This is a genomic window from Methyloceanibacter methanicus, assembly GCF_001723285.1.
Taxonomy (GTDB): Bacteria; Pseudomonadota; Alphaproteobacteria; order Rhizobiales; family Methyloligellaceae; genus Methyloceanibacter; species Methyloceanibacter methanicus.
This window is the reverse complement of sequence record NZ_LPWG01000010.1, coordinates 169,653-189,702: the sequence shown is the minus strand read 5'-3', so window position 1 is coordinate 189,702 and position 20,050 is coordinate 169,653. Positions and strand designations below refer to the sequence as shown.

The window sequence follows — 20,050 nt, the reverse complement described above, 5'->3', positions numbered from 1 at the left end:
CAGCGTGGATGCCTCCACCTGCCGGCGTTCCCCTTGCACGTAGCGCCCGGCCTCGACCACACCACGCAAGGCCTCTGCCGCGAGGTCGTCGCGGAACGGGTGCCGGCGTGGATCGAGCTTCGTCACGCGGTCAGCTCTCCCCGGAAGTACTCGAACAGCGCGCGGGCGGCATGGGGCTCTCCGCCGCGCGGCCGGCCGGGCTGGTCGCGCGGCACCCAGCCGTAGATGTCGAGATGGGCGTAGCGCTTCGCGTTCTGACGAAGCGCTTGAGGAACAGCGCTGCCGTGACGGAACCGGCAAACGGCCCGTCGGAGATGTGATTGACGTCGGCGATGCTGCTCTTGAGCATCTTGTCGTAGGGCTCCCAGAACGGCATGCGCCAGACCGGGTCGCGACCGCCTGCGCGGCTTTCAGCATGCCCTCGGCGAACGCCTCGTCAGTCGCGTAGAACGGCGGGAGATCCGGGCCGAGCGCGACCCGGGCGGCGCCGGTCAGGGTCGCAAACGTCACGAGATAGTCCGGCGCGTCTTCGTCGGCGAGACTGAGGGCGTCGGCGAGCACCAGGCGCCCCTCGGCGTCGGTGTTGCCGATCTCCACGGTCATGCCGTTGCGGCTGGGCAGCACGTCTCCCGGGCGGAAGGCATTGCCCGCGATCGAATTATCGGCGGCCGGAATGATCACGCGGAGGCGAACCGGCTGCTTGGTTCGCATCACCATCACGGCGAAGGCAAGCGCTGCCGCGGCGCCGCCCATGTCCTTCTTCATCAAGGCCATGGCATTGCCCGGCTTGAGGTTGAGCCCGCCCGTATCGAAACAAATGCCCTTGCCGACAATGGTGACCTTCGGCGCGCTCTCCGAGCCCCAATGCATATCGATCAGGCGCGGGGGGCGGTCGCTCGCGCGGCCCACCGCGTGGATCATGGGAAAATTGTCCGACAAAAGGTTCGAGCCCTCGGTCACCTTGATGGTCGCGCCGAAACTGTTGGCGACGTCGCGCGCCACTGCCTCGAGTTCGGCCGGCCCCAGATCGTTGGCGGGCGTGTTGATCAGATCGCGCCCGAGATAGACGCCCTCGGCCAGCGCAAGGATATGGGCGCGATTCGCGCCCTCCGGCAGGACGATACGCTTGACCTCCTCCGAGCCGCCGGACTTGTAGCGCGTAAAGCGATAGCAGCTCTTCAGAAAGCCGAGGACGGCGAGATCCGGGTCCGGCAAGGGGCTTGCGAACCGGTAATCGCCCGCCGGCAACGCGGCGGGTAGCGCCCCACCGAGCATGGGGGCGCGCTCGGGCCAATCCGCGCCGCCCGTGCCCAGGAGGACCTTGGCGATGGCGCCGCTCTCGTCGGGGACGAGAAGCACCGAGCCTTGCGTCGGCTTCCAGCCGCGGGCCTCCACCCATCGGGCCTCGCGCTCGCCAATATCCGAAAGATCTTCGCCTGAATTGACGAGCTCAACGGGAATGGACGGCGCGCCCGGGTCCAGAAGCAAGTCTTCGAGTGTTTGGCGCATGGGATCGAGCGTGATCGCGTGTGTCGGCATGAAAAATTCCGGATGAGTCTTGAAGGGGTGGCGCATTAATGGCAGGGGAGCGGACGCATGACAACGATGGAAGGCGGAACGATGACGGGCACGGGCTACAGGCTGGTAATTGGCGACAAGAATTATTCGTCATGGAGCCTGCGGCCCTGGTTGTCCCTGAAAGCGTGCGGCGCGCCGTTCGAGGAGGAGCGCATCCGCCTCAGACTTCCCGAGACCAAGGCCGAGATCTTCAAGCATTCGCCGTCCGGCAAGGTCCCGGCCCTCAAGACCGATTTCGGGGTGATCTACGACAGCCTCGCCATCGTCGAGTATCTCGCCGAGCAGTTCCCGGACGCCGGGCTCTGGCCCGAGGATACGGCCGCGCGCGCTGCCGCGCGCAGCATCTCCGCCGAGATGCATTCGAGCTTCCAGGCCTTGCGCAACGACATGCCCATGGATCTCGTTTCGCGCTTTCCGATGCCCGAGGTCAGCGAGACCCTCGCCCTCAACATCCAGCGCGTCGTCGCGGTCTGGAAAGACACGCGCGCGCGGTTCGGTCAAGGCGGCCCGCTTCTGTTTGGCGCCTTCACCAACGCGGACGCCATGTATGCCCCCGTCGCCACCCGCTTCCGCACCTATGGCGTGCCCCTCGCCGCGTTCGGGGACGACGGCACCGCGGCCGCCTATGTGGAGGCGATCTATGCCATGCCCGACATGGCCGCGTGGCTCGCCGGCGCCGAGGCCGAGATGGCCGAGCGCGCGCTGGTCTAGACGCCGTCCTCAGGATTTTTCCGCGAGCACCCCGCATGGGGCATGCGGCGCCGTCCGGGGGCCAGTCCGTCCCTTCCGTCTGTGTTTCCTTCCGTCTGCGGCTCCTTGGGCCCGTGGCTCCTAGGGCCCGCGGCTCCTTGGGCCCGCGGCTCCTTGGGACCGCGGCTCCGTGGGCTGCCCGGCCCCGTCTTATGGTTAAGACTTTTTATACGCCTGTCCCACATCATGACACTTAACGAACCATGCCAAGAACACCGGGCGCGTCCTCCGTCGCCCGTTGGGGACAAAATCGACGATGGCACGCCTCCACTCTCCGCGACGTTCAATGGCGCTAGCGCTTCTGGCGACAACCGCCGCGGCTGCGCTTCTTGGCGGATGCGGTCATGTCGGCAGCGGCATTGGAGGCGGCGGCGGCATTGCCAGCAGCGGTTTTGGCATCTTCAAGCGCAAGCCGCCTGAAGTGCAGATGAGCGCTGCGGAGGCCTTCGAGGCCACAACGAAATGGGGCGCCGCCTACAACAAGGATACGACCGACCCGCGCAACGCGCTTGGCTACGCGGCGTCTCTCCGTGCCTTGGGCAACAAGACGCGGGCGTCGAGGTCCTGCAGACCGCTTACGCTGCCAATCCGGACAACGCCGAGCTGGCCGCCGAGATCGGCAAGGTCGCCCTCGAGACCGGTCAGGTCGGCGTTGCCCAGAAGGCGCTCAAGACCGCCGAGGACAAGGGCGTCCAAGATTGGAAGACCCTGTCGGCCCAAGGCACGCTCGCGGCCAAGACCGGCGATCACGCCAAGGCCCAGAAATACTACCAGGCGGCCCTGCGCAAGAAGCCGGACTCCGCGTCGGTGATCAACAATCTCGCGCTCTCTTACGCGCTCGACGGCAAAGCCAGGAAGGCCGAAACCCTTCTTCGCAAAGCCGCCAAGGAAGGCCACGACGACAAGCGCCTGCGCCAGAATCTGGCCCTCGTGCTTGGGGTCCAGGGCAAATACAACGAGCCCGGGACGTCGCCGCCGTGGACGTGGGCGAGAGCCAGGCTAAGAAGAGCATGGCCTATTTGAAGAACATGCTCACCAAGCCAACCGCGGTCGCCGCGTCGGAGCCCGACACGTCCGAGCAAGGCGACGAGAGCTGGTCGCCCTTCGGACCGAGCGTCCCAAGCCAGCCGGCCACTTTCGCCGCGAGCCAGCCACAAGCGGCCCCGGCTCCCGTGGTCCAGATGGTCAAGCCCGTGGACGAAGTCATTTCGGCCCCGCCCAAGGTTGCCCAGGCGGCGACACCCGGCACCTCGCCCGGCACGTCGACCTTTGCCAAGACATCCGCGCGTTAAGACATCCGCGCGGTAAGACGTCCGCACAGCCTTATGGGGGAACGAGGGAGGCGCTCTCCGGAGCGCCTTTCTTGTTGGTGCCGCCCTTATTGGTGTCGGCACGTTGGCGTCGGCGCTTCCCGCCGGAACGCTGCGCCGCGCCGACATCGCGCGCCCAGCGTTGCGATTAGCCGCCGAAGTTCTGCGCCACCTGAATTCCCGCCGGGCCCAGAATGACCACGAACAGGACCGGAAGAAAGAAGACGATCATGGGAACGGTCAACATCGGCGGCAGAGCCGCGGCCTTCTTCTCCGCTTCCGACATGCGCATGTCGCGGCTCTCCTGGGCGAGAACGCGCAAGGCCTCGCTCACGGCGGTTCCGTAACGCTCCGCCTGAATGAGGCTGGTGCCGACGGCCCTCACGGCAGGCAGTCCGGTGCGTTTGCCGAGGTTCTCATAAGCGAGCCGCCGCTCCGGCAGGTAGGACAGTTCCGCCGTGGTGAGGCTGAATTCTTCGGCGAGCTCGATTGAGCGCGTGCCGATCTCGCCTGCAACCTTGTTCATGGCGGCTTCCACGGACATGCCGGCCTGCACGCAGATGAGCAGCAGATCCAGCGAGTCGGGGAACACGGACCGGATGGACTTCTGGCGCCGCTGAATCAGGTTCGAGATGAAGATGTCGGGAAAATAGAAACCCAGATAGGCGCCGCCGATCGAGACACCGATCTTGGCGATGGGCGGCAGGCCGAAGCCGTTCACGAAGAACAGGTACACAAATGCGACCGCGAAGCCCGCGAACGGCAGGGCGGCCCGGAAGAAGAGGAACGCAACGACCGGCGCCTGGCCGCGAAAGCCCGCCATCTTCAGCCGGTCGCGCGTCGTGTCCGTCTCGAGCGCCTTGCTGAGTTTGAGGTTCTCCACGACCTGCTTCATGAAGCTCTTCGGCTCCTTGCGCAGTCTCGCGTGCCGTTGCTCGTCGGCCATCGCCGCCACGCGCTCGGCCCGCAGCCTGTCGCGCTCGCTGGAGACATATTTCATGCGGGCGTCGAACCGGTCCGCGGCGAAGTAGGGCATAATCAGAGAGGCGACCGTGGCAAAGGCGGCGATGGCGGTGAGGATCACCACCACGGTTCCCGGATCGGTCACGGTGTTAATGAGGGTCTGCATGGGTCACCGGTCCGTTAGATCTCGAAGTTGATCATCTTGCGCATGACGAGCACGCCGATCAGCATCCAAACGCCGGCGCCCATGAGCATGAACTGCCCAATCTTCTCGGTCCAAAGCAGCGTGATGTAGTCCGGCGAAATGAGATACACCGCCGTCATCACGACCGGAGGGAGGGCGCCAATGATCATGGCCGAGGCCTTGGCCTCCGCGCTGAGCGCTTTCACCTTGGCCTGCATCTTGTAGCGATCGCGCAAGACGCCCGACAGGTTCGACAGAGCCTCGGCGAGATTGCCGCCGGTCTGCGACTGGATCGCGATCACGATCGAGAAGAAGCTCACCTCTTGCAGCGGGACGCGCTCGAACAGGCGCTCGAAGGCCCTGGGGAGCGGAATGCCGATCCGTTGCTGTTCGACGAGTTCTACAAACTCGCTGCGCACGGGCTCCGGACACTCGCTGGCGATGATCTCCAGACAATCGCCAAGCGGCAGACCAGACCGAATGCCGCGAACGATAATGTCGATGGCGTTGGCGAACTCCTTCAGGAACTTCGCCTGGCGGCCCCGAATGCGGCGCGCCAGGAGCCAGCGCGGCAGGCCGATCCCGCAAACGATCATGCCAAGCAAGGACATAAACGGCGACAGACCCGATACGAGAAATATGAACCCGCCAAGGAGGCCCATGGCGACGCAGAACATGTAATAGGTCTGCGGCTTCACGTTCAGGCCCGCCTGCATGAGCTTGGTCCGGAGCGAGACGCGCTTCACTTTCTTCTGCTTGGCCTCGATCTCCTTGAGCGTGTCCTGCACCTGCCGGCGCCGCGTTTGCAACTGCTGCGGCACGTTGGTCCGCTGCCGCCCGGCGGCCTGGCCTTGCGCCGTGACCTCGACCCGCTTGCCCACTTTCCGCTCACCGCTGAAATACGGCATGACGAACACGTAGACCACGCCGCCGACGGCGAGCGCGGCCAGCGCGATGGCTGCGAACTGGATGAACTCAGGCGGTAGCAAACTTCTCTCCCAAGGGACGGCCATGCTCGTCGTTGACCTCGGCGGAGGACAGGCACTCCGTGAGCCGCTTGTCGTCGCCGAAATAGCGAGCCCTCTCGTAGAAGTACGGCCGCGCAATGCCGGTCGAGCGGTGACGGCCGACGATGCGGCCATTCGCGTCCTCGCCTGCGACGTCGTAGATGAAGAGGTCCTGGAGCGTTACGATTTCGCCTTCGAGCCCGACGACTTCGGTGATGTGGGTGATCTTTGCGGCTGCGTCGCGCATGCGCGAGGCCTGGACGATGATGTCGACGGACGACGTGATCATCTCGCGGATGGTCCGGGCCGGCAGGTTGAAGCCGCCCATCAGGATCATGCTCTCCAAGCGGCTCAGGCATTCGCGCGGGCTGTTGGAGTGCAAGGTTCCCATCGACCCGTCATGGCCCGTATTCATGGCCTGCAACAGGTCGAACGCCTCGGGGCCACGCACCTCGCCGACCACGATGCGATCGGGACGCATGCGAAGGCAGTTCTTGACGAGATCGCGCATTGTGATCTCGCCCTCGCCTTCCAGGTTCGGCGGGCGCGTCTCAAGCCGGACCACGTGAGGCTGCTGCAATTGAAGCTCCGCAGAGTCCTCGCAGGTGATCACGCGCTCGTCCGGCTCGATATAGGCCGTCAGGCAGTTGAGCAGGGTCGTCTTACCGGAACCGGTGCCGCCGGAGATCAGCACGTTGCAGCGGACGCGGCCGATGATCGACAGGAGCGTGCGCCCCTCCGGACTGATCGAACCGTATCTCTGCAGCTGATCGAGAGTCAGCCTGTCCTTCTTGAATTTGCGGATGGTCAGTGCCGGCCCGTCGATCGACAGGGGCGGCGCGATCACGTTGACGCGGCTGCCGTCGGGAAGACGCGCGTCGCAGATCGGGCTGGACTCGTCCACGCGGCGGCCGACCTGGCTCACGATCCGCTGACAGATGTTCATCAGCTGCGCGTTGCTGGCGAAGCGGATCGACGAAGCCTCGACCTTACCGCCGACTTCGATATAGGTCGTCTCCGCGCCGTTGACCATGATGTCCGCGATGTCGTCGCGCATGAGCAACGGCTCGAGCGGACCGTAACCAAGCACGTCGTTGCAAATGTCCTGGAGCAGTTCCTCCTGCTCGGCGATAGACATCACCACGTTCTTGATCGCGACGATCTCGTTGACGATATCGCGGATCTCCTCGCGTGCGGCGTCGGCGTCCAGCTTTGCCAGCGCGGTGAGGTCGATGGTGTCGATCAGCGCGTTGAAGACCGTCGTCTTGACGTCGTAATATTCTTCCGAGCGCGCCCGTTCGGGGGCCTTGCGCGCCGGGGCTGCAGGAGCCGGCGCGGCCTCGGCAGGCGCACTCGCGGCTTGCGGAGGCGCCGGTGCTTGGTCGACATTAGTGTCGGTCCCCGCATTGACGGCCTCGCCGACAACGGGTTTGGCAGCCGGCGGCGCGGGCCGAGGACTCAGGTCGGGCGCGGAACTGTTTCGTTTTCCAAACATCGCTTCAGACTAGCCGCGGGCTTTCATCAGGTTCAGGCGTTCGAGCAATGGGGCGAGGAAGGACGTGCCTTCGGCCCTGTGCTCGGTCCGGTCGGTGAGAATATTGGCCAGATTGCGAAACGCCTCGGCGGCCTTCGCCTTGTCGGAGACCTCTTCGATCATCTGCCCGTTGTTGGCCGCGGTTCCAAAGAGATGGGCATCGAATTCGATGACCACACGCGGCTCGAGCTCGATGGCGTGCCCGAAATCCTTGACCGGAATCTCGGGGCGCTTGGGGACGCCGACCTGGTTGAGCACCAGCATTGGGGGGCGGTCGTTGGGACGCGCCGCCTTGAGCTGGTCGGCGAGGTTCTTCGTGTTCCGCAAGCTGGCCAGGTCCGGCATGGCCGTCATCACCACATGGTCGGCCTTCAGAACCACTTCCTTCGCCCAGGCGGTCCAAAGGTGCGGCACGTCGATCGCGACCCATGGCACGCTTTCGCGAACGACATCGAGCACGGCTTCGCACGCCGTCGGATCGACATCGTAGGGCCGGTCGAGCGCGATGGGCGCGGCAAACAGGCTGAGATGATCGGAGCAGCGCGAGAGCAGACGGTCGAGAAGAACCTCGTCCAAGCGGTCGGGTGCCGCCAGCGCGTCGGCAATGCCTTGGAGCGGGTCCTGGTTGAAGTCGAGCCCGGCGGTGCCGAAGGGCAGGTCCATGTCCGCGATCACCACGTCGCTTTCCAGCACGTTGGCGATGGCAAAGGCGGTGTTGTGGCAGACCGTGCTCGAGCCCGACCCACCCTTGGTGCCGACAAAGGCAACGCTCTGCCCGACCGGCCCGGTGGCCGGATCGGAATAGACCGAGGCGACGCTCTCGATCATTTGGGCAACGGTCATCGGCGCGACGACATACTCGCTTACGCCGCGGCGCAGAAGTTCGCGATATAGAAGCACGTCGTTGACATGACCGATCGCGATCACCTTCGTGCCGGAATCGCAGACATCGGCGAGCCGGTCCAGATCGGCCAGCATTTCGAGCCTGTCCAACAGGGATTCGATGACAATGAGGTTGGGAGTCGACGCACTGCGGTAAAAGGCAACGGCCGCCTCGACCCCGCCCATCTGGACCGTGACATGGGCCTTGGACAGGCGGCGGTCTTCCGCGGCCTTCTGGATCACCGAAGCCGTGTTCTGGTCCTCGCAAAAGGCCTGAATGTTGACGCGCGGGATTGGCCGCGCGCGCGGCTCCTCCGGCACCTCATGGGCGTCTTGCGGTTCCGGGTCCAGCGAATATGCGACGTTACTCGTCATGCGTTTAGTTTCCTGCAGCAGCTTCGCTCGTGAGCGCGCGTTCCGGCAAAGGCTGGTTGCTGGGCGCCCATTTGGCACCTGTGGGCTCACCCTTGACGTACTTGCCCCAAATGGTGTCGCGCCGTTCGCCCGGCCGCGGCGCTTCGGGCCTCGGCGTGAGCAGGTCCTGCGGATCGGCGATCATGGCCGCGAGGTTCTTCTGCGTCGCGCAGCCCATGTTCGGCGGTGGCAGGTTGGCGGGATTGCGCGCAAGGTTCTCCGACCAATCCGGACAATCCGGCCCCTTCGCCTTGAGCTCCATGTAGGACAGGCGCACGGGCGCCGACGGATCCTGGTTCGCGTAGTACGGTTCGACCCGCACGTCCCGCGGATTGATCCCCGAGCGCCGCATGGCGTGGCGGATGTCGCCGTAGACACGCTTGGCGGCCGCCTGGTTGGCGCTGCCCGACGGCGTCCGGACGATCAGACCGCCGGTGCCTCGCTCCTGATAGTTCGCGAGATAGCCGTAAAGCCGGTTCCACTGCATCCCGGTCAAGCCACGCGCGCCGCGCGGCGCGGCAATGTCGAGCATCGACTCGCCTTCGCCGACTTGGATCGGATGACGCTGGGTCGGGTCGGACAACGTGAACGGCGCCTCCATGCGCGGACCTTGCGCGCAACCGCTCACCGTACCGGCCAATGTGGGACCCACCACCATGAGCGCCGCAATCAGTGCGAGCCTTGGGCGTATAAAGCCTCTTGGGCGTACAAAGTCTCGGGGACCTCGAGCAATTGACATCATCTGACCTTCCTCTTTCCCCTACTCGACGATGAATCCGACATCGCCCGAGTAGTTGCCGACTGGCGCCCGCTCGGGATCGCGTCCGTAGATCCGGTTCATTTGACCAAGGAGATCGCTGTTCACGTCCGATGCCCAGGCGAATCCGTCGTCGGGGCGTGCCAGTTGCTGGCGCGCGGCCGGTTTGACGACATAGGGCGTGACGAGAACGACGAGCTCGGTTTCCTTCGACTGAAAATCGCGGCTGCGGAACAGGGTCCCCAGCACCGGCAGGCTTTTCAGGCCGGGATAGCCGCTGATGGCTTGGCGCGATTGATCCGACAGCAGCCCGGCGATCACAATCGATCCGCCGCTCGGCAACTCGACCGCCGTCTCCGCACGCCGGACCTTCAAGGCCGGAATGGAGATGTTTCTGAGCACGACGGCGCCTTCGGTCGAGAGCTCGCTGACCTCGGTCGAAATCTTGAGGCTGATCAGCCCCTCGGACATCACGACCGGCGTGAACGACAGGCCAATACCGAACTTCTTGAATTCGACCGTGATCTGATCCAGCTGCTGCGCGACCGGAATGGGGAACTCGCCGCCGGCCAGGAAGTTGGCCGTCTCGCCGGAGATCGCGGTCAGGTTCGGTTCCGCGAGCGTGTGGATCAGCCCGTTCTGTTCGAGGGCGCGGAGGACGGCGTCGACTTGGCTGCTGCCGGACTGCCACCCAGCGCCGGCGAGTGCGGCACCCGGACGGCTGTCGACGAGATTGGCAAGACCGCCCCCACCGAGCAATCCGCTGGCGGCTGCGCCGACGGCGCCGTTGACGGGATAAGGCAAGGCCGAAAGCGCGGCGAAGCCGAAATTGCCCGAATTGACGATCGCGGCCAGATCGACGCCGAGCTGCTTGATGACGTTCCGTTCCATCTCGACCACGGAGACCTTGAGGAGCACCTGCTCACGCCCTTCGACGGTGATCATGTTGATCACACGGTTCGAGCCGCTATCGCCGCTGGAGCTGCCGGCATTGCCGCCCGTGTTGACCGTGATCGCGGTGCCGCCGCCCGCAGCCGAGTTGCTCGAGGCCGCGGCGCCGGAATCCAGGAAGCTGTTGACGATCTCGCTCGCGCGCGTGGCATCGATGGGCGTTGGCACGCTGCCCGTGAGAACGACGTTCTGCCCCACCGTTTCGACATGGACGCGCGAGCCGGGAATGAGCCGCGCGATCAGATTTTCCAGGGCGCCGAGATCGCGCTCGATCGTCACCTCCAGCACCGCGACCTGGCTGCCGTTGTTGTCGATGAAGAGGATGTTGGCTTCGCCGAGATTCTTGCCGATGAGATAGGCACGGGTGGCGCTTTGCATCACCGCGTCGATCTGAGCGGGGTTGGAGACCATGACCTCCCGCACCGGGCGCGGCAGCTCCACGATCATCGACTTGTTGAGGCCGAGCTTGATGTTGCGGACTTGGCCGTCCCCGACCCGCAACAAGGACCGATGGTAGGACTGGGCGTATCCCGAACCGGGCGCGATCGTCATCGCGGCCGCCGCGAACGCGGCGGCGAGCGCCACGGGCAGGAGGAGGGAAGCAAGGAGAGAGCGACGCATCCGGTAGCCTTTTTTTGTTCTGTCTGTCATTCGCATTCTCAGTTGACCCCGAAGGACCGCGAGGGCACGCCGTACTTCAAAAGCTTGACCGTGCTCGATCCGTCGTCGCCGATCGGCGCCGTCGACTCGTCGGTTGTCTGGGCGTCGGCGAGGCTGCGCAACGACAATGAAATCTCGCCGATGGACTGCGCGAGGGTCAGCACTTCCGCCTGGCTCGGAGTCAATTCGAGCGTGGCGGTCTTTCCGGCCACGACTTTCTCGCCATCGTCATTTTCGAGGGCCTGGCCGATCGCAAGGACGCGCACATTGCGAAGCACCGCTTCGCTGACCGTCTCTTCCTTCCGGCCGGATTTCTGCTTGTGGGACAGGATAACGTCGACCCGGTCGTTGGGGAGTATGAAGCCTCCGGCCGCGGTTTCCTCCCGAATAGGAGTCGACACAGCACGCATGCCGCGCGGCAGTATGGCGGCCATGACACCGCCTTCGGAAATCTTGATCAGCTTTTGATCCTTGATGGGCTCGCCGGCAATGAAGGGCGCGCGCGCAACGGCACCGGAAAGCTCGGAGGGAGCGTCGGGCTGCGACTCCTTGGTGATCAAGCCGGGGGTCACGCCCTCCACGGGCCATTGCTGCCATTTGAAATCGTCGGCGCGGACGCTGTCGCCGAGATTGATGTCCTTGGACGCGACGAGCACGTCGGTGGCGCCAACAGTCGTTTCAACCTGCTGCACTTCGGGCGGTCTGGAGATGAGCGAGTTGGCCATCCACGCGGCCGCGAGTGCAGCCGTTGCGGCAATCCCGAGGACGACGACCCTTCCTTTTTTCATCTTTAGCTCTTCCCCTTTGGCGCCCTTTGGGTTGCGCCGATTGAGGCCAACTCTGCCCCACCAAACCTCAACGCGAAGTTAATGGATGTGCCAAATTGGCCGCAGGCTGATGCCGTTGCGGCACAGGCAAGGCGTGCTTCATGGCGCCCAGGATCGGGTGCCATGGGAGTGGGGATCAGGTTTGGAAGAGGCTGCGGATTGAGGCGTTAGCCGCCAAGAGCCGCCATGAATGGCGTGTCGGGATAGACCAAGAGGCCGGCCGCGGCGAGCGCGATGCCATAGGGCACGCCCTCGTTGGAATCGTGCAGCCGCGTGATCCATTGCTGCGAGTACAGCGTTGCCGGAAGCGGCATCGACCGCACCAGCAGGAGCACAAGCGTCAACAGACCGCCCAGCACGGCGGCATACACCGCATAGCCGAGGATGAGTTCAGGGCCCATCCACAGGCAGGTTGCCGCGAAGAACTTCGCATCGCCTCCGCCGATCCAGCCGAAGGAGAACAAGGCGAAGGTGATCACCAGCGCGCCGAGAGCCAGAACGACATGGAGACCGGCGGCCTCCCAGCCGATGCCGACCAGGGACGCAAGCACCGCAAAGCCGGCGACCACCGCCAGCGACAACCAGTTGGGGATGGTCATCGAGAACAGGTCGTATGCCGCCGCAAAGGCCATGGCCAACGGAAAGATCGAGATAATGAGTAGGTCGGTCACCATTTGCCGCTCTGCCTGTGCTCCGCGCTCCGGCGTTCACGCACCGGATTCGCTGCCCCCGCGATGTCCGGCAAAGTCTTGCCGCGAAGGCTTAAGACCGCGTTAACCGAGCGCCGGCGACAGGGTTTGCCAATCCTTCATCTTTTCGGAGTGAGATCGCCACTGACATTCAGTCCTCGTTAGTAGTTGAGCGTAGGGGATAGGAAGCCAATGGCATTCCGGTTTCGCCCGGGCCGTCGGGTCTGCGGACTTTCACTGGCCGCGGCCTTAGCAATTGCGTCCACACAGCCCGTGCTGGCCTCGGGCCGGTATGCCTCGGACAGGGATATCGAAGTCCTGATCGATCAGGCCCTGATGGTGCGCTTGGAGCGTCCTGCGGCCGAAATCGTGGTCGGCAATCCGTCGATCGCCGACGTCGCCGTGCAAAGCAGCGACACGCTCGTTCTCACCGGCAAGTCGTTCGGCGAGACCAACCTGATCGTCACCGACACAAGCGGACAGGTCCTCGTGAACCGCCGGGTCGTGGTCCAGGAACCGGATGGCGGCTTCGTCACCGTGTATCGGGGCGTCAAGCGCGAGACCGTCCATTGCGCGCCCAATTGCGAGACGCCGCTCGTGATCGGCGATACGCCCGCCTATTTCGATACCATCTCGAAAGAGATCAGGGCCAAGCAGGGTATCGGCCAGGCCGCCGCGGAAGGACAGGGCGCCGGCGAATAGGCGAGCGGCAACCCGCCGTCACACCAAGACGCATGAAGGCCCGGCGCATGGCTTGCACCGGGCCTTTCCATTGTCTGCTTCCCTAGAACCGTGACGCGCCTACTGGGCGATGCGCAGCTCACTCAAGCCTTGCGCGATCTCGCTGAAGATCGCCGCGAGCTGCGAGTTCGAAGGTGAGTTGTAGTACATGTCCGGCTTCGACGCGCAGTTCCTCAGGAGATTGTGCGTCGTCGAGTCGTTGATGCGGAATCCGATCGTATAGATCCGAATGCCCTTGGCCTTGATGTTGTTGCACACCGTCTGCGTCTTGCTGTTCAGCTCGCTGTTCGGATTGCTGCCAAGATGCCCATTCGATTTGAAGCCGAACGCGTTGAACGTCGAGCCATTGAAGCTTTGGCCGCCATTCACGTTGTTCTCGCCGTCGGTCAACAGCACGATCGCCTTGACGCGCTCTTCTTCGTCATAGGGCTCTGCTTCGGTGAAAGGGGCACCCGGAGACAGCACGCGCCAGCCCCAGAGCAGCCCTGCCGGGATCACCGTGTTGCCCGAAGGCTGCAGCGCATTGATCGCGTTGGTCACGGTGCTCTTGCTGTCGCTCAACGCGGTGATGGCCGTGGGCGGACAGTGCAGGTTGGGTGACGCGCTGCTCCGGTCGGTGGAGGGCGAGAAGTACTTACCCGTGTATTCCTGGCATTGCTGGGGTGTGGCGTTGTTCGTGTTCCCGCCCCGACCGCGCCTGCCACCGCCGTTGTTGCTCACGCCACATCCATCGTCGTCGATGTAGGTATTGCCGTTGTAGGAGCCGCCGTTGTCGTCATCGGGCTCATCGGGCGCGAGGTATGGGGTGAACAGCGTGTCCCTGTCGCCCTGCGCGGGAGTTGCGTCGGTCAGCTCGTAAGGATCGGCACGCTCGCGGACGCAACCCTGCCATGCCCAACTGTTCCGCCTGCTCTTGAGTTGATCGGAGATATCCAGCACGCTTTCGCCGTTCTTGAAGTCGAAGTTTTCCTTGGATATCGAGACATGTTCGGGTACTTGCCCTTGTCGAGCCAAGCCTCGTTCTTCTTGTCCTTGCCGACATTCACCGTGGCGGCAAACGGCACCACGGCCACGTCCAGCGTGTCGGAGACGGACTGCTTGCCGAAGAGATCGTCGACCATGGATTTCGCGGCGGCCTTCATGGCGTTCATCTTGCCGCTGGACCCCATGGAGCCGGTCGTATCCAGCACCAGCGCGAGCTCGATGTTGCGCTGGCGCTTGGTGATCGTGTTCTGGACGCCCACGTCGAGACTGTCGACATTGGCAAGCCGCAGGAAGGTGGTCGGCACGGAGGCATTGGCCTGCACGACAATGTCGTCGCCGATGAAGCTCACCTTGAAATTGCTCTTGATGTCCTTGGACAGGGTCGAAGCGTAATTCGCGTCGAAGAACTTCTGCGCCTTGTCCTCGAGTTCGGCCTCCGACAGCCCGACCCACGAACCGATCGCCAGCGCGGCGCTGTCCGCCGCATCCGAGATCGTGCCGCGAACCGTCATGGCCCGGCCGTAGTCGACGGCGACGCCGACGATGAGAATGATCGGGATAATGGCCAGCCCGAAGAGAATGGCCGCATTGCCGCGTTTGTCGCGCGCGAACCGGCGCGCGTGCGCACTCGAAAACTTCAACATTTGACACCCCTGTCTTTGTGACCGGCAGGGGCATCTTTTTGACGTGCCCCATGTCCAGCGGAGCCCATCTAAGCAGAAACGTTTTTACGTCCCGTCTCTCAATTTGCTAAAATTCAAATATACTTTGATTTAACCTGTATTACTTCCAGATTTACCTTATCAAATCGCCAAACCTCCCGTTTACCGGGCGTTAAACGGCCGCGCTCTATTTGTTTATGCATGTTAATTGCTCTCAGACGTCCGACCCGAGCCGCACGCGGTGGCACAATCGGCGCCCGTTTCGCACGCGACGATCGCGGCGCCTCGGCGCTGGAATTCGCGTTGATCGCCATGCCGCTGATTTTCCTGCTGCTCGCCGTGGTCCAAGTCGGATACGTCTACTTCGCGAACTTCGCCCTGGATGGCGCCGTCGCGCGTGGCGCGCGCATGATTCGGACGGGACAGGTGCAGACGAAGGGCTTCGATGCGGCAAAGTTCAAGGAAGAACTTTGCAAGGACTTCGTCGGTCCCCTTTCATGCGGGAAGGTGATGCTCGACGTGCGGAGCTACGACAGCTTCGCGGCGGCCGCGAGCGGGCTGACGCCGGCCTTGGGCGAGGACGGGAAGATCAACGACAACGTGACCTTCGACCCGGGTAGCCCGGAACAGGTCGTCATCGTGCGCGCCTTCTACCCTCTGGAGCTCAGCTCTCTGTTCCCGTCCGCCATGGGTCTCGACGCCTTGGGCAACATGGCCAACGGGGACCGCTTGCTCGTGTCCACAGCGGCATTCCGCAACGAGCCGTACCTATAGGAGACTTGCACGGTGGGAGTCTGTCGATCCATGAGCGCGCGTATGCGGCAGCGCTTGACGCGTGTGACAGGCCGGCTCGGCCGCGATCGCCGGGGCGCCTCGCACTCGAATTCGCGCTCATCCTGCCCGTGCTGATCGGTCTTTATCTCGGCGCGGTCGAGGTCAACAACGCGCTGACGATCTATCGCCGGACCCTTCAGGTTGCGACGACCGCCGCGGACCTCACCGCGCAGGTCAAGTCCGTTACCAGGGACGACGTCCGAGACATTCAGGCCGCGTCCACGAGCATCATGACCCCCTACGCCACGGCGCCGCTCAAGATCGTGCTCACCAGTGTCGTTGCCAACGACAACAATGTCGGGAAGGTCGAGTGGAGCTGCGCCAACACGGGCTCTGCCCGGACCAAGGGCTCGACGTTCAACGTGCCAACGGGCCTGACCGATCCCAAGAGCAGCGTGATCGTCGCCGAGGTGACCTACGCCTTCAAGCCGCTGGTCGGACTCAGCACGTTCTTCAGCCCGGGCTCGTTCACCATGGGCCAGACGTTCTACGCGCGCCCAAGGCGCAGCCTGACCGTGAAGAAGGACGACAATTCCTGTTAGGCGTCCGATCCTGTTAGGCGGCGGACTCGTCCGCGCAGGCCGGGCGCCGCACGGGGCGCGCCCATAGATCGTATTCGCTCGCGTCCGTCACCGTCACCATCACCCTGTCGCCCGGCTGAAGTCCCGCCGCCTCGTCGATGAAGACATTCCCGTCGATCTCCGGCGCGTCCCAGTGCGAGCGCGCGATGGCGCCCTCCGCGTCGACATCGTCCACGATGACCTCCAGCGTCTCGCCGACACGACCCTCGAGGATTTCGGCGCTGATGGCTTGCTGATGCGCCATGAGACGGGCATAGCGCTCCTCCTTGACCGCCGCAGGCACTTGATCGGGCAACGCATTGGCCGGTGCGCCGTCGACGTCCTCGTATTTGAAGCACCCGACACGGGCCAGCCGCGCCGCGCTGAGCCACTCGAGCAGCGCCTCGAAGTCCTCGTCGCTCTCGCCGGGAAAGCCGACGATGAAGGTGGACCGGACCGCAAGCTCCGGACACGACGCGCGCCAATCCGCAAGGCGCTGCAACGTCTTTTCCTGGTGTGCGGGCCGGCGCATCGCCTTCAGAACGCGCGGGCTGGCATGCTGAAAGGGAATGTCGAGATAGGGCAGGACACGCCCGTCCGCCATCAGAGGCAGCACCCCGTCCACATGCGGATAGGGATAGACATAATGCAGGCGCACCCAGACGCCGAGCGAGCCGAGCGCCTCGGCGAGATCGGTGAAGCGCGTTTCGCAAGTGCGCCCACCCCACGCCGACGGCGCGTAGCCGAGATCCAGGCCGTACGCGCTCGTGTCCTGGGAGATCACCAGGAGTTCTTGCACGCCGGCGGCCACGAGCCGCTCGGCCTCGCGCATGACATCGCTGAGCGGCCGACTTTTCAGCGGGCCGCGCAAATGCGGAATGATGCAGAAGCTGCAGGCGTGATTGCAGCCCTCCGAGATCTTCAGATAGGCGTAGTGACGCGGCGTGAAGCGGACGCCCTGCGGCGGCACGAGGTCCATGAACGGATCGTGCGCCCGCGGCACCGCCTCATGGACGGCCTCGACGACCGCGTCATAGGCTTGCGGTCCGGTGATCGCGAGAACGTCCGGATACTGATCGCGGATTCGATCTGCCTCGACGCCGAGACAACCGGTGACGATCACGCGGCCGTTCTCGGCCAGCGCCTCGCCGATGGCCTGGAGAGACTCTTCCTTGGCGCTGTTGAGAAAGCCGCACGTGTTGACGACGACGGCGTCCGCCCCTTCGTAGCTCGGCGAAAGCTCGTAGCCTTCCGCGCGCAGCCGGGTCACAATTCTTTCCGAATCGACGAGCGCCTTCGGACATCCGAGGCTCACGAGGCCGATCCTGGGAGACCTTTCCGGCTGGTTCGGCCGTTCTTCATCCGCTGGCGCTTGTGTCATCGGTCGCATCTATAGGCTGCAAAGCCCCGAGGCAAGTGGCTGCGAACCGGACCGGGCAACGACGTTGCAAGGAGGCCCGTTTGACGCTTATGTCCCCGGGCCCCGAAGAGGCCGCGCCCGTTGGGGCACCCACATCGCGAGAAGGGACGTGTTGATGCGACGGCATCCGATGGTATTGGCGATCTTCGCGGTTGCCCTGCTCTTTAGCGCGGGGGCCGGCACGGCGCAGGCCCAGTCGTCCGCCGCGCAGAAGACCAAACCCGCCCCGCAGGCTTCCGCCACGCCTGCGAAGCCAGTGGCGCGGGTCGCCGGGGGCTACGGCCACTGGACCATGCTGTGCGGCAAGGAAGGCGACCCGGGAACCGCGGAGGAGCGTTGCTCGCTCGTCCTGCCCCTGATCGAAAAGGAGACGCAGAAGCTGATCTTCCGCGTCATCCTGACCTACGGCCCCCAGGGACGGTTCGTCCTGCGCGTGGACGGGCCGACCGGCGTCGCGCTTCAACGTGGCGTGGAGTTTTCGACGGATACGGGCACGACCTATCGGATGCCGTTCCAGACCTGCCTGCCGATGGGCTGCAAGGCGCTGTTCCTGGTGCCCGACGACATGCTGCAGGAGCTCTCGAAGTCGAAACAAGCAACGATCGTCGTCTACGCGCTGAACGGCCGGGCGATCCAGACGGTCGCCGAGCTCGAAGGCTTGCCCCTTGGCCTGGAGGCCCTGGACGAGAAGCGCATGGCCCTCGTCTCGAAGAAGAAGTAACAGCGCCGGAATGCCCGGAATGCCCTAGGTCCGGCGCGCGGGCCTAGCGCAGGGATTCCATACGCAGCGGCGGTGAGCCGTCAGCGTCCGTGGGCGCGGCGGAGAAGGACGGGGCGAGCGCGCTCGGCTGTGGCGGATTCTGTCCGCCCGTCGCACCGCCGTCCGTGAGCTGGCGCCCACGCTTGGCGCCGCCTCTTTCCTGGAGCACCAGGCCGGGCATGTTGAGAAGCGGCACCGATTCCTCGCTCTCCGCCACCAGCGGGCTGTCGGCCGGCCCGATCCGCGGGCTCGTCAGCGGCCCGTCGATCCGAAGCGGCGCGAGGTGCTCGGACACGGCGGCGACGCCGCCACCCTGCTCTTTGGCGACCGGGCCCGGGTTTATCAGGATGTCGAGCGTCTCGCGCGGCAGGTTCACAACGCCATCCGCGTCGAAACTCACCGACGGGCTTCTGAGCCTTAGATTGCTGGTCTTGGCGAGGCCGTGATTGATATCGAAACTGCCCGCAAGCAGGCTGAACTCCGTCTTCGCCGCGAGGTCCCGGCGGAGGTCGAACGTACCGGACTCCAGCCCATGAATCAGCGTCGGCGGCGCGATCCCGTCGATGGTGCCTTCGTCCACGGCGAACGCACCGTTGCCCCTGAGCGACAAGGCGATGGCCTGCGCGGTCCGGCCCTCGCCCGAGATGTTGAGGGTGAGCCGGGCCCGGCCTTCCAGCCTGTCCGTTCCCACCGCATCGTTCAACAGCGCGGCCGTATCGACGCCTTGCAGGCGAAGATCGCCGGTGAAGCTCGGAACCGGATCGGCGAGATTGGCGGTCAAGATCCCGCGCCCGTCGCCACGATAAAGCGCCAGGTGCCAGAGCGTGGCCTTGAGAGCCCCGTCCACGAAGTCGAGGCTGACCGCGCTCGGCCCCATACGCACCCCGCCGAGCTGGGCCTTGCGGATGTCCAAATCGATATCGGCATCGAACAGAGGTGCGGCGGGCCCGCCTGCGGGATCCGTCTCCAGCACGTGATCGATGGCGGTCTGCGGCATGGAAATTGTGAGGCTCGGCTGCGAGACGCCCGGCCCCGGCGTCAGGAGGCGCGGCGCCGCCCCAGCAAGCGGTCCGGGTGGCGGGACCACGGCCTGCTCGATCTGGGCGGACGGGCCGGTCGGCGTGGAGAACCAATCCGTCGTACCGCCCGGCTGCGTCCGGGACACGAGCGGGATGGGCACCGGGTCTTCAAGGCCCATGTGCGATCCGCCACCTGCCAGCGCCAGCATCGGACCGAGATTGAGGTCGTCGACGACGAAGTCGCCCTCGATGCGTGGCCTCGGGCCCGTCAGGGAAATCCGTGCCTCGCCCTTGCCGCGCGCATTTTCCTGCACGAAGCGCACGTCGCTGAGCGCGATCCCGTCACCCGTCCAGGCGGCGGTGCCGGTGAGTTCGCCTGGGCCGGCGACCGGGACAGCCCCGGATACGCCCTTGAGCCAGGCAAAGAGCTGACGCACGGAGCGCGTCTTCGCCGACAGCGTGCCCTGGCCGGTCACGGACGGCGCCGTGACCACGTCGCCGGAGAACTGTAGATCGACCGTGTCGGCTTCGACGGCGAACTCGAGCCGTGCCGGACGCTGCTCG

Annotated in this window: 19 protein-coding genes and 1 pseudogene; 7 read left to right on the top strand and 13 right to left on the bottom strand. The window is 64.7% G+C overall.

The annotated features are described in order from the left end of the window. Window positions 1–122: 122 nt before the first annotated feature. Window positions 123–1,509: pseudogene (locus tag AUC68_RS05870) on the bottom strand (leucyl aminopeptidase family protein). An 87-nt stretch (window positions 1,510–1,596) separates the two neighbouring features. Between AUC68_RS05870 and AUC68_RS05865 the strand changes: the two are divergent. The 3 genes from AUC68_RS05865 to AUC68_RS05855 all read left to right on the top strand — a co-directional run bounded on the left by AUC68_RS05865 (window position 1,597) and on the right by AUC68_RS05855 (window position 3,620). Further along, complete coding sequence (locus AUC68_RS05865) at window positions 1,597–2,289, top strand: glutathione S-transferase family protein (RefSeq protein WP_244500408.1); 693 nt, start codon at window positions 1,597–1,599, stop codon at window positions 2,287–2,289. Window positions 2,290–2,790: 501 nt separating this feature from the next. After that, entirely contained in the window at window positions 2,791–3,351 is a 561-nt protein-coding gene (locus tag AUC68_RS05860; RefSeq protein ID WP_069436770.1) for a tetratricopeptide repeat protein, read from the top strand. After that, the gene (locus tag AUC68_RS05855; protein ID WP_141701115.1) at window positions 3,339–3,620 is read left to right on the top strand and encodes a hypothetical protein; all 282 of its coding nucleotides are present in this window, start codon (window positions 3,339–3,341) and stop codon (window positions 3,618–3,620) included. Before AUC68_RS05860 ends, AUC68_RS05855 begins: the two co-directional genes overlap by 13 nt. Before the next feature lie 166 nt (window positions 3,621–3,786). Here AUC68_RS05855 and AUC68_RS05850 read toward each other — a convergent pair whose 3' ends face one another. From AUC68_RS05850 to AUC68_RS05815, 8 genes are all read right to left on the bottom strand, one after another. Then, a complete protein-coding gene (locus AUC68_RS05850; protein ID WP_069436768.1) occupies window positions 3,787–4,767 on the bottom strand; it encodes a type II secretion system F family protein in 981 nt (326 codons plus the stop codon). A gap of 14 nt (window positions 4,768–4,781) precedes the next feature. Then, a complete protein-coding gene (locus AUC68_RS05845; protein ID WP_244500407.1) occupies window positions 4,782–5,774 on the bottom strand; it encodes a type II secretion system F family protein in 993 nt (330 codons plus the stop codon). Beyond that, window positions 5,761–7,287, bottom strand: coding sequence for a TadA family conjugal transfer-associated ATPase (locus tag AUC68_RS05840; protein ID WP_069436767.1), 1,527 nt, complete (start codon window positions 7,285–7,287; stop codon window positions 5,761–5,763). The genes AUC68_RS05845 and AUC68_RS05840 overlap by 14 nt, the downstream gene beginning before the upstream one ends. A gap of 9 nt (window positions 7,288–7,296) precedes the next feature. Then, window positions 7,297–8,583: a CpaE/TadZ family protein gene (locus tag AUC68_RS05835; RefSeq protein WP_069436766.1), complete on the bottom strand. Its 1,287-nt coding sequence runs from the start codon at window positions 8,581–8,583 to the stop codon at window positions 7,297–7,299. A gap of 4 nt (window positions 8,584–8,587) precedes the next feature. Continuing rightward, window positions 8,588–9,364, bottom strand: a complete 777-nt coding sequence (locus AUC68_RS05830; RefSeq protein ID WP_083240466.1) for a CpaD family pilus assembly protein — start codon at window positions 9,362–9,364, stop codon at window positions 8,588–8,590. An 18-nt stretch (window positions 9,365–9,382) separates the two neighbouring features. Next, window positions 9,383–10,951 carry a type II and III secretion system protein family protein gene (locus AUC68_RS05825; RefSeq protein WP_069436764.1) on the bottom strand — a complete coding sequence of 523 codons (1,569 nt, stop codon included), beginning with the start codon at window positions 10,949–10,951 and terminating at the stop codon, window positions 9,383–9,385. 38 nt (window positions 10,952–10,989) lie between these two features. Continuing rightward, window positions 10,990–11,778 carry a Flp pilus assembly protein CpaB gene (gene cpaB, locus AUC68_RS05820; RefSeq protein WP_069436763.1) on the bottom strand — a complete coding sequence of 263 codons (789 nt, stop codon included), beginning with the start codon at window positions 11,776–11,778 and terminating at the stop codon, window positions 10,990–10,992. 206 nt (window positions 11,779–11,984) lie between these two features. Continuing rightward, on the bottom strand, window positions 11,985–12,491 hold the full coding sequence (locus tag AUC68_RS05815; RefSeq protein ID WP_069436762.1) for an A24 family peptidase: 507 nt from the start codon (window positions 12,489–12,491) through the stop codon (window positions 11,985–11,987). Between the two features lie 207 nt (window positions 12,492–12,698). Here AUC68_RS05815 and AUC68_RS05810 point away from each other — a divergent pair, with 207 nt between their 5' ends. Next, the gene (locus tag AUC68_RS05810) at window positions 12,699–13,208 is read left to right on the top strand and encodes a pilus assembly protein N-terminal domain-containing protein (protein WP_069436761.1); all 510 of its coding nucleotides are present in this window, start codon (window positions 12,699–12,701) and stop codon (window positions 13,206–13,208) included. A 99-nt stretch (window positions 13,209–13,307) separates the two neighbouring features. Here AUC68_RS05810 and AUC68_RS16715 read toward each other — a convergent pair whose 3' ends face one another. Then, window positions 13,308–14,186, bottom strand: a complete 879-nt coding sequence (locus tag AUC68_RS16715) for a vWA domain-containing protein (protein ID WP_069436760.1) — start codon at window positions 14,184–14,186, stop codon at window positions 13,308–13,310. After that, window positions 14,096–14,875: a pilus assembly protein gene (locus AUC68_RS16710; RefSeq protein ID WP_069436759.1), complete on the bottom strand. Its 780-nt coding sequence runs from the start codon at window positions 14,873–14,875 to the stop codon at window positions 14,096–14,098. Before AUC68_RS16710 ends, AUC68_RS16715 begins: the two co-directional genes overlap by 91 nt. Before the next feature lie 219 nt (window positions 14,876–15,094). Here AUC68_RS16710 and AUC68_RS05795 point away from each other — a divergent pair, with 219 nt between their 5' ends. Together AUC68_RS05795 and AUC68_RS05790 are read left to right on the top strand one after the other, a co-directional pair. Then, a complete protein-coding gene (locus AUC68_RS05795; RefSeq protein ID WP_069436758.1) occupies window positions 15,095–15,667 on the top strand; it encodes a TadE/TadG family type IV pilus assembly protein in 573 nt (190 codons plus the stop codon). A gap of 5 nt (window positions 15,668–15,672) precedes the next feature. Beyond that, entirely contained in the window at window positions 15,673–16,269 is a 597-nt protein-coding gene (locus AUC68_RS05790; RefSeq protein WP_141701113.1) for a TadE/TadG family type IV pilus assembly protein, read from the top strand. Window positions 16,270–16,282: 13 nt separating this feature from the next. Here AUC68_RS05790 and rimO read toward each other — a convergent pair whose 3' ends face one another. Continuing rightward, complete coding sequence (gene rimO / locus AUC68_RS05785; RefSeq protein ID WP_069436756.1) at window positions 16,283–17,668, bottom strand: 30S ribosomal protein S12 methylthiotransferase RimO; 1,386 nt, start codon at window positions 17,666–17,668, stop codon at window positions 16,283–16,285. A gap of 154 nt (window positions 17,669–17,822) precedes the next feature. Here rimO and AUC68_RS05780 point away from each other — a divergent pair, with 154 nt between their 5' ends. Beyond that, window positions 17,823–18,428 (top strand): invasion associated locus B family protein, encoded by a 606-nt coding sequence (locus AUC68_RS05780; protein ID WP_083240463.1) that lies wholly within the window; start codon window positions 17,823–17,825, stop codon window positions 18,426–18,428. Between the two features lie 43 nt (window positions 18,429–18,471). Here AUC68_RS05780 and AUC68_RS05775 read toward each other — a convergent pair whose 3' ends face one another. Continuing rightward, window positions 18,472–19,962, bottom strand: coding sequence for an AsmA family protein (locus tag AUC68_RS05775; protein ID WP_141701112.1), 1,491 nt, complete (start codon window positions 19,960–19,962; stop codon window positions 18,472–18,474). Window positions 19,963–20,050 lie beyond the last annotated feature (88 nt).